Here is a 10870-nt window from a genome sequence, read left to right as displayed (position 1 = left end):
TGAGGATGGTGTAACAAGTGTGCCCTAGTATCAGTACGCAATGCGTAATTGGAAACATATAATCCCAAAGCTTGTTTTGTCATACCTGCTTCCATAGTATTCCTTGGGGAAGAGTTGTGATCAGAGAATGGAATAATTCCTGCACAAATACCTAACATAGTAGCTGGGTCGATTTCCAAGTGAGTGTGATCCTCATTAATTTCAGCTAAAGACATTGAAATATATGAGTTTTCCTCTTCTTCAGCATCCAAATATTCAATAAGACCATCATCGATTAAATCGTCCCATTTCTTTTTACCGTTAGCCACTTTATTGATATGATCTTCAGTAAGAAGAGGCTGACCATCCTTAACAATAATTAAAGGCCTTCTTGCTCTACCTGGGTCATTGAAAATATAAATCTCATTGTTGTCTTCATAATATGTAATGTTCATTTCATGAGAAACTTTTCCTTTCCTTCTTTTTTCCCGCATTTCTTCAGTAAATTCCTTTGGATTATCACAAGTTCCGAAAAGCTCCCCATTTATGTAAATTTTTGTTTTAAGTGGGTTTCTTACTGGAGGTTCAACAACAATGTCATCATCATAATCTTCTTCAACCGGTTCAATATCCATAGATTCATCATCAATAGGTTCTATCTCATCAACAACAACATCATCAGCCAATTCATCATCAATAGATTCTACTTCATCATTTTCAGCTAAAGCAATATCCATAGATTCTTCTTCATTAATTGCAGTTTCATCGGATTCATTATCAATATCAAATGACTCGACAATACCCTCAAAAAATTCAGAAAATGGTTTATTGAGTCTTGTATTCTTTTTTAATTTTGGGTGAGATTTGAAAAAGCTTTCAATAGCTTCATGATGATTATTAATCTCAGCTATTTTTTCTTCATCCCCATCATTATGGGTATTAGCTAATTCTTCAAATACATTTCTAACTTTTTTTGGAGTAACAACATTTTCAAATCCAAAAAATTTAAAAGCGTTAATTATATCATTATCATTATATTCTGCCAACATTTCACCCCCTTAAATCAAATCTACATCCATAGTTTCAATTATATCTTTAATCTCTTGTTCATCAGAACCTTCTGAAATATTACACATTAAAGCTAAATTCTTTACCAAACCACAATTAGGTCCTTCCGGAGTCTCATTAGGACAAATTTTTCCAAATTGTGTTGGATGCAAATCTCTTGCTTCAAAGTGAGGTTGACTTCTTGTTAAAGGAGATACAACACGCCTTAAATGAGAAAGTGTACCCATGTAACTTGTTCTATCTAAAAGCTGACTTACACCAGCTCTTCCGCCAACCCAATTACCTGTAGCAATTGCATGTTTAATGTTTTCAGTTAAAACATCACTACGAACTGCCTGTTTAATTGATAGTTCTTTACCTCTAGAAATACTTCTTTCAAGTTGATAACTCATATCTCTAGTTAAATTAGTGAAAGCAACTCTAAATAAATCTTCCATTAAGTCACCAGAAACTCTGAGTCTTTTATTAGTATAATGGTCCTTATCGTGAGGTTCTCTTTGTTCATGAATTACTTCAAGTAACATTTCAGTCATTTCAGCTAAATAAGTAGCTTTATCAGCACGTCTTTCTTCACTATCTCCTAAATGAGGCAATAAATAACGGTCGATTACTTCTTCAGCACGTTGTATACGATAATCTTCAGACATTTTAAAAGCAACACGATTTCCAATATATTTAATAGCAGCTGTTCTTAAGTATTCGTTTCTCTCTTCGATTGTCAAACCTTCCATTTCAGCAGGTTCTAATTTGAGAGCTTCTTCAGAAACTTTGATATCATCTGCAATAATCATTTGGAAATTATTGTTTGATTCAGAAATTTTGGTAATTATCTGTTGATCAGTAGATAAACCTAAAGCTCTTAATAGAATAACAAGAGGTATTTCACCAGGAACATAAGGGAAAGACACTCTTAAAAATGCTTTGTTTTTACGTGGTTTTTTATATTCTAAAGTAATTCTAGCTCTAAAACCACTTCTGATTGAAGTTACAACAGCTTTAGCATGTCTATCTTCAACCTCTTTAACACGTTCAAGAATAACCTTATTAGGTGCAATTTCTTCCATAGTAACAACAGCCCTTTCAGAACCATTGACTATGAAATAACCACCTAAATCTTGAGGGTCTTCATTATGTTCTAATAACTCTTCAGCAGTAAGACCATTGAGATAGCAGTAATCGGATTTTAACATTACAGGTAATTCCCCAATGTAAACCTCTTCTAAAGGATTATCTTCGTCATCCCTATTCAATGCCATTTCAAGGTACATATGTGCAGAATAGTTTAAATTTCTAAGTCTTGCATCAGTAGGATAAATATCACTGTTAGAACCATCTGCTTCACGAGTAAATGGTTTTTTAATCTTAACTTGACCAGTTTTTACAGTGTATTTAACCTTCTTGATTTCACCAGTTTCGTCATCGGTTTCATCGTTTTCAATAACAATAGGTTCACTAATGTCGATAATTTTCTGAATTCTATTATTCACAAAATCATTGTATGATTTAATATGGTGATCGACTAAATCATACTTGTCAAAAAATGCATCAACTAACTTCCAGTTATTATCTGTCATTGACTTCCTCCAGCATTATATAAACATAATAAATGTAAATTAAACAATAAAAATAAAATTATAAATGAAAATTTAACTTTATTATATTTCTAAATCATTATTCTTAATTTACTCCCAACTATCTTTTATAAGATAATTCATCTCAAACTAATTTATAATGAATTTCTAAAAAAACAAAAAATACAGAAATTAAACAATATAAACTTACTCTAAAATTATATTAATTAATCTAACCTTCAATAACAATCCTATATGAAATAAATTCACCAGCAGTTTTACTATCACGAGTAATTTTCAAAACATCGCCTGCAGAAATACTTTGGGTATCCCTAAGTTCTTTAACTACAGGATCATTGATTTTAATCTTTGGAAGGTTATTAATATCAAAATCAGAATTCTTTTGTAATAACTCTTTTTCAGATTCTGAAATAACTTCATGCTTTGGTACTAAATTATGTTTTTGAATATCTATTTTCAAATTTTTTCCTCCAGCTAGAAAAGTTAAATATAAAATTAGAACGGGCCCGACGGGAATTGAACCCGCGGCCGCTTGGTTAAAAGCCAAGCGCTCTGCCAGACTGAGCTACGGGCCCTAGCAAACTTATGAATTTAAGCGCCCTGGCCGGGATTTGAACCCGAGTCGCGGGCTCGACAGGCCCACATGATAGCCCCTACACCACCAGGGCAAACACTTAAATTATGTGCATCATAACAATACACTATTAATTAATTATTGATAGTCATCATATATAAACCTTTTGAAAAAACATTAGATTTTTAAAAAAAATAATATGACTTCAAATAAAATAATCAAAATCCCGCCTGCCGGACTTGAACCAGCAACATTTGGATCTACAGTCCAACGCTCTGCCAAATTGAGCTAAGGCGGGACACGAATGGGACCGCCCGGATTTGAACCGGAGTCTCAGGCTCCCAAAGCCCAAAGGATCGACCAAGCTACCCTACGGTCCCATCAACATACAACATATTATAATATTTATTTACTTGTATATAAATTTAACTAAACATATACCAGAAAATGAAATATTAAGCCCCGGGCGGGAATTGAACCCGCGACCACCAGATTACAAGTCTGGCGCTCTACCAGGCTGAGCCACCGAGGCACTATATAAATAATTAATGTAACATTTTATTATCTATCAAATATCATTTAAATACTTTTCGCAATAACATATGAAAATCATTATTTTTAAATAAAATTAAAAATATAATTAATAATCATGACAAATATATATCTTGAAAAAATACCTAGTTTATTAAAAGAATTGAAAGAAAAAAGCCCATTGACACATTGTATAACAAATTTTGTTACAGTTAATGATTGTGCAAATGCGGTTTTAGCAATTGGTGCTTCACCGATAATGGCTGAAGATGCAGATGAAGTTAAAGACATAGTAAATATTTCTAACGCGTTAGTAATAAATATAGGTACATTAAATCAGCTACAAATTGAATCAATGAAAATCAGCTCAAAACAAGCAAATAAAACAAATACACCTATTACATTAGACCCTGTTGGAGTAGGAATCAGCAAACTCAGAAATGAAACAACAATAGATTTAATTGAAAACAATGATATTGCAGCAATCCGTGGAAATATTACTGAAATTAAATCAATATCCAAATTATTTAATATTATAGACGAATCAAATATTGCCAAAGGCGTTGATGTCTGCAACGATGATATTATAACCGAGGACAATATAAAAGCAAACGGAGAACTAATCAGGAAAACCGCCGAGAAATTAAATACAGTAATCTTGGCAAGTGGGCCTATTGATATATTAAGTGATGGAAAAACAACTATTGCCGTTTATGGTGGAGATGAAATGATGCCATCAATAACCGGCAGTGGATGTATGTTATCTGCAATTGTTGGTGCATGCGTTGGAGCTACAAATCCATTTGAAGGATCATTACTTGCAATTTTAGCAATGAATAAAGCCGGTGAAAAAGCAAGAGCGAAAGTTGATGAAAACAACTTAGGAACCGGATCATTTAGAACATTCTTAATCGATGCACTTTACAATACAGATGCAGAGGAATTAATGAACAAATCAAAAATTGAGATATTATGAATAAAATTGATTTATCCCTTTATCTAGTAACTGACAACAGCGAAAACGAGGAGAAATTCTTAAAAACAATAGAAGATGCCATTCTTGGTGGAGTTACTGTAGTTCAAGTTAGAGAAAAAACTGCAGATACTTTGGATTTTTATAATTTAGCCTTAAAAGTTAAAGAAATCACAGCCAAATATAACATTCCACTAATAATCAATGATAGAGTTGATGTGGCATTGGCTATTGATGCTGACGGCGTGCATGTTGGCCAAAGCGATATGCCATGCGATATTACTCGAGAATTAATCGGTGAAGATAAAATACTCGGAGTATCTGCAGCAACAATTGAAGAAGCAAAAAAAGCTGAAAATGATGGTGCAGATTATATTGGAACAGGAGCAGTATTTCCAACAGCAACTAAAGATGATGCCGAAAACGTTACAAAAAAAGAGTTAATTGATATTGTTGAATCCACCAATATTCCTGTTGTAGCGATAGGAGGAATAACAAAAGAAAATGCCAGCGAATTAAAAGATACTGGAATAAAAGGACTATCTGTAGTAAGTGCAATAATGAGTGCAGATAATCCTAAAAAAGCATCCGAAGAGCTATTAAATATTTTTAATAGCTAATCTTTACTTTTTTTTAAAGCTTCTACAGCAGCTAGCTTTTTACCAGCCAACATACTAATACAAGCTCCACCACCACTACTTACATGGCTCATTTGGTCTTCACAACCAAGCCCGGCAGTAGCAGCAGCAATGTGGCCTCCGCCAATCAATGAAAATCCTTCTGAATTGGCAATTGCATTGATTAAATCTTCCGTACCCATTGCAAATTTAGGATCTTCAAATACACCTGCAGGACCATTTGCAAAAATCGTTTTTGCATTTCTTATTTCGTTAGCATAATAATTAATTGTTTTAACACCAATATCAAAAATTGATTCATTTGGAATTTCCTCAAAATCAATATCAAGTCTTTCCCCATTCCTATCTATAGCAATATCAAGAGGATATTTTACCTTATCACCAAACCTATCAATCAAATCCTTTGATTTAGCAACCATATCCTCATATCCTCGACTTGCAATGAAATCCCTATTTACTTGACCAATATCAACACCTGCAGCCCACATAACGATATTTGCAACAATACCTGTAGTCAATATGGAATCTGCAGTCCCATTGCTCAGTACATTATCCATAACTTCAATAGAATCATCAGGTTTCATTCCACCAAGCAGGAATACACATGGATGCTGAACGTTATCTAAAGCCTCTTGAATAACAGTCAATTCTTTTTCCATAACACGACCCGCAGCTGACGGAGTATTAACTGTAAAACCAACCAATGATGCTTGTGAACGGTGTGCCGCAGCAAATGCATCATTAACAAAATAATCAATCAATGGAGATAATTCTTCTACCAAAATAGTTTTAGACTGTTCTTCAGGACTTCTAGAAAGTGATTCTTCTGAAAAAAACCTTACATTTTCAAGCAAAAGAATTTCATGAGATTTTAAGTCACGAATAGCTTTTTTAGCTGAAGATGAAAAAATAGAATCAACATATTTAACTCTTAAATTTAAAATGTCTGATAATGCATCCGCATGTTGTGCCAATGTAGTAAAGTCATTTTTACCCGGACGGCTTTGATGAGCAAGAATTACCACACGAGCACCTTTTTTAGCCAATTCTCTGATTGTTTGTGAATGTAATTTTAGTCTTGTATCATCCAAAATAATTCCTGAGCCAGGATCAACTGGAGAATTTACATCAATACGTACAAGTACTGTTTTATCTTCAATATTAAAATCATCTATAGTATTAAAATTACCGGACATATTTCCACTCATTTATAATTTACTTACAAGATCCAATAAAGCATCTTTTGGACTTTCAGCTTTTATAATTCCAGAAGCAAGCAATACGCCATCTGCACCTAAATCCATAGCTGCTTTCATATCATCACCATTAGTGATTCCGGCACCACATAAAACTTTTACATCTTTATTAATTGCTTTTACACCCTTAACACTGTCTTCAACAACTTCCGGTTGAGCTTGTGATACAGGTATTCCAGTACCTATAAGTTCAGGAGGTTCGACAGCAACAGCATCGGGATTTAAACTAGCTACAGCTTTACTTGTTGCAATATTATTTGTACAAACGCAGGATTCAATATCATGCTGTTTGCATAATTGAATAACTTCATCTATATCTGCAAGTTGCATTCTCTTTTCAGAGTGGTTAATTAAAGAACCAGAAATTCCTGCCTCAACTAATGCTTCAATTAAATTACCTCCGGTATGACCTCCCGGAGAAATTGGGTCAATATGTTGAGCAAAGATAGGAAGTGATGTTTCTTCACTAATCCTATAAACATCTGCAGCTTGAGGAACAGCAACCATTGTAATACCAGATTCCGCAGCAGCACTCTCCAAATCTTTTGCAAGATTTAAAGCATTCATACCGCTTGATTCCAAATAAGTTTTATAATTTAATATCACTATTGGTGTATTCATATTATCGCCATATACTAAAATTATTATTAATATATATATTTAGATAACATTATTAAAAAGACTTATGATTAGAAAATCCCTTCTTTGATAAGAAAAACAATCATTTTGAATAGCTGCCAGACAAGTTTTAAAGAAATATTGATTAAATTTTGTAAATATAATCAGGTTCATAAAATACTAATACTAACAAAACTAAAAATAGAAATGATTTTATGTCATTTAATAAAAGCCAAATTGAAAAATTAGAAAAAAGCGGATATAGATTTGTAGGTACTCACGGTCATGCTGCAGTTAAAACCTGTCATTGGACTCGTCAAAGTATTATAGATAAAGGAGTATGCTATAAAGAGAAATTCTATGGTATTCAATCCCACAGATGCCTTCAGATGTCTCCTGCAGTTCCAAATTGTCAACAGGAATGTGAATTCTGCTGGAGAGATTTGACATATACCCAAACCAAATGGGAAGATGATGAGTATGATGATCCCAAAACAATAATTGATGGAGCTATCAAGGCCCAATATAATTTATTATGTGGCTATTATGGAAATGACAAAGCAAATAAAAAGAAATTGGAAGAATTGAAAAGCCCAACCAATGCGGCCATTTCACTAGCTGGCGAACCGACACTTTATCCAAAAATAGATGAATTGATTGGTGAATTTAACAGAAAAGGATTTACAACTTTTGTAGTAAGCAATGGACAATGCGTTGAAAGATTAAGAAATCTGGAAAATGATCCTTACCAACTATACCTTTCCTTGGATGCACCTACAAAAGAAATATTCAATGATGTGTGCAGACCCAAAATAAATGAGGCTTGGAGCAATTTAAATGAATCTCTTGAAACACTTTCTAGTTTTAACTCCCGCACATGTATAAGAAATACCTGCGTTAAAGGAAGAAATATGATTAATCCGGAAAAATATGCAAAACTTATTGAAAAAGCAAATCCTGATTTTGTTGAAGTTAAGGCATATATGTGTGTTGGTTCTTCACGTGAAAGGTTAACTTTAGAGAATATGCCAACATTTGATGAAGTGAAAGACTTTGCAAAACAGATTGGTGATGAATGCGGAAGGGAAATTGTAAACGAATCTGAAGTCAGCCGTGTTGTTCTTTTAAAATGAAATTATTTTCAAAAAATAGAAAATTAAGGATTAACAGCCTCATCCGCTGCACCCATTGTTACCTTAATGCTGTCTGAAAAGTTGATTTCGGAAATTTTTTTAGATGACTCAGACTTTGCCATATAATAAGCCTGAGCAAAGTTCATTGTGATAAAAATAACTTCTTTAAAATCTAAAATAAATTCTTTTTCAGGTATTTTATTTAAAATATCAACCAATTCAGTTGCAACATCACCAGATTCCAAATGAACACCAAACTCTGCCCCTACATTAATAATCATTATTCCACCCACATCAATTAATTATTTCTAAAATCTCATCATATTGAGAATCATCAATAACATCCTTATATTTATTTATGATAATTTTTAAGTGGCCTTTACAGTTATAACATTTGTAAACTTGTTCATTAGTAGTTACCGCAAAGCAAAATCTTGAAATTTGATCTTCACTTATGGGACCAGAATAATTTTTAAGTTCAATCAATATTCTCTCGGCAGCCCTATAACTACTTACCATAGACAAGTTTCTGATTTTGAATTCCAATTCATGAGGATGCATAAAAACCACTTTTACATATTTAAAATTAATTATATACATTGTTATTAATTAAGTTTGTTAAACGATATAGAAAAATTAATTTTTTCAGAGATATGCAAAAATTAAAAAAAATATGCCTATAAAAAAAATGTTTATATACCAAATAATCAAATATATAAGTTTAGTAAAAAAACTTTAAACTACTATACATTTACTATTTGATAAAAAGATGTGATTGAATGAATAGAACCAAAAAACTGATTATTGCTATCCTTATTGTTATTCTTATTGGATTATTAACTATAATCGCTGGAGTATTCTTAAGTGGTCCTGATTTAGTCCAAGAAGATAAGAATATCCTTGTTTTAGCTTCAGATAAAGGAGAACAGCAAAACGGTGCAGTGGATATGGCATTCATGGTTCACTTACATAATGGTGCTTTAGAAAACTATACACCTGTATATCCTGGAGGAATGACACACCCTTCACAGCCAGAACCCGCAGAAACGGGTGTTGGAGGAGGACTGCTTCTTCACGACTCCATGTGGTATGGTGTAAAACCAGGTATGCAATATGCAAGTGAAATTGTAGAAGCTAGAACTGGAATGCATGCTGATGCAGTTGTTCTTGTTTATACAGACGGAATTGATGCAATTATTAATTCCATTAGGCCACTTACAATAAATGGAGAAGTTAAAAACCTTTCTGCAGAAGATATTGTTCGTGAAAATGATGCATATAATGGATATCCAGGTAACGAAAATGTTCAAGGAAATATGTCTAGAGGAGATGCTGTAATGGTATTAGTTAAAGCTCTTGCAGAAGCTGCAAAAGACCCTGCTAAAAAACATACCATGGTTCAAACTGCACTAGACCAATATTCAAAAGGTAACATTATAATGACCCCAGAAGGTTCATTTACAAGGTTATTAGCTACAAAAGGATTTGAAAGTTTAGCTGGATGAAATCTTTAAAGAATTATTCTTTAAAGATCTTTTTTTTATTTTAATTAAAAATTCCATAAATATTATTATTTACTTTTTTTGAGTCTGTAAAATTTTATAGGCTTCTTTCAAATTTTATTTTTTACAGTTGAAATTTCACTTCGATGAAAATACTCTCTAATTTTTCTTTGATTCTAATTTAAATGATTAAAAAATAGTAAATTACTTAAATAAGTGAGGACAAATAATAATTTATGACCAAACAAATTTTAAATGCCCTCAATACTAATATAGACTTCATACAACTTAAACTTTTTGATTTTTCTGACGAAAATATTGATCAAGAAAAAATAATTTCAGAAAGGTTAAATAAAGTACCAAATTTTGAAAATACTAATCAAAAACTATTTTTAGATGAAAATAACACTTTTAAATATGATATTCCAATTTGTCCTAATTGTGGTTCCCATAAAATAATTAAAAAAGGTACGATAACAAAAAATAAACAAAATATCAATGGAAAAACCACAGAATTTAAAGAACAGCAGTATCAATGCAAAAAATGTGGAAAAAAATTCGGAATAAAAAATAATCCATTAATTGGAGAACATAAACAATTTTTACAGGAAATTATTGATAAAATTCCGGGAATAATGAAAATTGGATATCAATCACTTTCGTAAAATAAGCAAATACTTTGAAGTATTCCTTGGAATCCAAATATCTCACCAAACAATCAAGAATTGGTCCAACAAAAATCATGAAGAAACAATCAACAATGAAGAATTCGAATATTCTGGCTATTACTTATATGATGAACAATTTTTAAGACTTAATGGAGTTAGACATTACAGATTGACTTTATTTGATGCCATACTTAATGTTCCAGTCTCAGAACGAATAGTACGTCGCAGAATACCAAAAAATACCAAGAAATTTATATTAGATTCAACGAAAAATAAACCATTTATTTGTTTAACAACAGATTTATTCCCAATGTATCGTAATGTAGCTGATGAAATAG

At 32.2% G+C, this 10870-nt stretch carries 10 protein-coding genes, 5 tRNA genes and 2 pseudogenes; 5 read left to right on the top strand and 12 right to left on the bottom strand.

Features of this window, described 5'->3' with window-relative positions; all coding sequences use genetic code 11:
* From ACKI3Q_RS02405 to ACKI3Q_RS02370, 8 genes and pseudogenes are all read right to left on the bottom strand, one after another.
* Nucleotides 1-1028 (bottom strand): annotated as a pseudogene (locus tag ACKI3Q_RS02405) (hypothetical protein); the annotation flags it as partial.
* A gap of 9 nt (nt 1029-1037) precedes the next feature.
* Nucleotides 1038-2621, bottom strand: a complete 1584-nt coding sequence (locus ACKI3Q_RS02400; RefSeq protein ID WP_407413909.1) for a DNA-directed RNA polymerase subunit B'' — start codon at nt 2619-2621, stop codon at nt 1038-1040.
* Nucleotides 2622-2850: 229 nt separating this feature from the next.
* Nucleotides 2851-3099, bottom strand: a complete 249-nt coding sequence (locus tag ACKI3Q_RS02395) for a DNA-directed RNA polymerase subunit H (RefSeq protein WP_407413907.1) — start codon at nt 3097-3099, stop codon at nt 2851-2853.
* 41 nt (nt 3100-3140) lie between these two features.
* Nucleotides 3141-3214, bottom strand: a tRNA-Lys gene (locus tag ACKI3Q_RS02390).
* Between the two features lie 21 nt (nt 3215-3235).
* A tRNA-Asp gene (locus ACKI3Q_RS02385) sits at nt 3236-3307 on the bottom strand.
* A gap of 130 nt (nt 3308-3437) precedes the next feature.
* Nucleotides 3438-3511 (bottom strand) — tRNA-Tyr (locus ACKI3Q_RS02380).
* A gap of 7 nt (nt 3512-3518) precedes the next feature.
* Nucleotides 3519-3593 (bottom strand) — tRNA-Pro (locus tag ACKI3Q_RS02375).
* Nucleotides 3594-3671: 78 nt separating this feature from the next.
* Nucleotides 3672-3745 (bottom strand) — tRNA-Thr (locus ACKI3Q_RS02370).
* A 111-nt stretch (nt 3746-3856) separates the two neighbouring features.
* Here ACKI3Q_RS02370 and thiM point away from each other — a divergent pair.
* Together thiM and thiE are read left to right on the top strand one after the other, a co-directional pair.
* Complete coding sequence (gene thiM, locus ACKI3Q_RS02365) at nt 3857-4720, top strand: hydroxyethylthiazole kinase (RefSeq protein ID WP_407413911.1); 864 nt, start codon at nt 3857-3859, stop codon at nt 4718-4720.
* Nucleotides 4717-5337: a thiamine phosphate synthase gene (gene thiE / locus ACKI3Q_RS02360; protein WP_407413905.1), complete on the top strand. Its 621-nt coding sequence runs from the start codon at nt 4717-4719 to the stop codon at nt 5335-5337. The genes thiM and thiE overlap by 4 nt, the downstream gene beginning before the upstream one ends.
* Here thiE and ACKI3Q_RS02355 read toward each other — a convergent pair.
* Both ACKI3Q_RS02355 and tpiA read right to left on the bottom strand, forming a co-directional pair.
* Nucleotides 5334-6551, bottom strand: a complete 1218-nt coding sequence (locus tag ACKI3Q_RS02355) for a phosphoglycerate kinase (protein WP_407413903.1) — start codon at nt 6549-6551, stop codon at nt 5334-5336. The genes thiE and ACKI3Q_RS02355 overlap by 4 nt on opposite strands.
* A 12-nt stretch (nt 6552-6563) precedes the next feature.
* Nucleotides 6564-7232 (bottom strand): triose-phosphate isomerase, encoded by a 669-nt coding sequence (gene tpiA / locus ACKI3Q_RS02350; RefSeq protein ID WP_407413901.1) that lies wholly within the window; start codon nt 7230-7232, stop codon nt 6564-6566.
* 212 nt (nt 7233-7444) lie between these two features.
* On the opposite strand from tpiA, the gene twy1 reads away from it, so the two are divergent.
* Nucleotides 7445-8362 carry a 4-demethylwyosine synthase TYW1 gene (gene twy1, locus ACKI3Q_RS02345; protein WP_407413899.1) on the top strand — a complete coding sequence of 306 codons (918 nt, stop codon included), beginning with the start codon at nt 7445-7447 and terminating at the stop codon, nt 8360-8362.
* 23 nt (nt 8363-8385) lie between these two features.
* On the opposite strand, the gene ACKI3Q_RS02340 is transcribed toward twy1, so the two are convergent.
* Both ACKI3Q_RS02340 and ACKI3Q_RS02335 read right to left on the bottom strand, forming a co-directional pair.
* Nucleotides 8386-8643 (bottom strand): hypothetical protein, encoded by a 258-nt coding sequence (locus ACKI3Q_RS02340; protein ID WP_407413897.1) that lies wholly within the window; start codon nt 8641-8643, stop codon nt 8386-8388.
* Between the two features lie 13 nt (nt 8644-8656).
* On the bottom strand, nt 8657-8923 hold the full coding sequence (locus ACKI3Q_RS02335; protein ID WP_407413895.1) for a hypothetical protein: 267 nt from the start codon (nt 8921-8923) through the stop codon (nt 8657-8659).
* A 218-nt stretch (nt 8924-9141) separates the two neighbouring features.
* Between ACKI3Q_RS02335 and ACKI3Q_RS02330 the strand changes: the two genes are divergently transcribed.
* Nucleotides 9142-9867: a DUF4012 domain-containing protein gene (locus ACKI3Q_RS02330; RefSeq protein ID WP_407413893.1), complete on the top strand. Its 726-nt coding sequence runs from the start codon at nt 9142-9144 to the stop codon at nt 9865-9867.
* A gap of 233 nt (nt 9868-10100) precedes the next feature.
* Nucleotides 10101-10870: pseudogene (locus tag ACKI3Q_RS02325) on the top strand (hypothetical protein); the annotation flags it as partial.

The sequence above is a fragment of the Methanobrevibacter sp. genome, from assembly GCF_045636185.1.
Taxonomy (GTDB): domain Archaea; phylum Methanobacteriota; class Methanobacteria; order Methanobacteriales; family Methanobacteriaceae; genus Methanocatella.
The sequence above is the reverse complement of the archived record's forward strand: the minus strand, read 5'-3'. Positions and strand labels throughout refer to the sequence as shown.

Coding starts and splice junctions, on each gene's coding strand:
- ACKI3Q_RS02330 (WP_407413893.1), top strand. CDS start 9,142: ATGAATAGAACCAAAAAACTGATTATTGCTATCCTTATTGTTATTCTT.
- ACKI3Q_RS02340 (WP_407413897.1), bottom strand. CDS start 8,643: ATGATTATTAATGTAGGGGCAGAGTTTGGTGTTCATTTGGAATCTGGT.
- ACKI3Q_RS02335 (WP_407413895.1), bottom strand. CDS start 8,923: ATGCATCCTCATGAATTGGAATTCAAAATCAGAAACTTGTCTATGGTA.
- twy1 (WP_407413899.1), top strand. CDS start 7,445: ATGTCATTTAATAAAAGCCAAATTGAAAAATTAGAAAAAAGCGGATAT.
- thiE (WP_407413905.1), top strand. CDS start 4,717: ATGAATAAAATTGATTTATCCCTTTATCTAGTAACTGACAACAGCGAA.
- tpiA (WP_407413901.1), bottom strand. CDS start 7,232: ATGAATACACCAATAGTGATATTAAATTATAAAACTTATTTGGAATCA.
- ACKI3Q_RS02355 (WP_407413903.1), bottom strand. CDS start 6,551: ATGTCCGGTAATTTTAATACTATAGATGATTTTAATATTGAAGATAAA.
- ACKI3Q_RS02400 (WP_407413909.1), bottom strand. CDS start 2,621: ATGACAGATAATAACTGGAAGTTAGTTGATGCATTTTTTGACAAGTAT.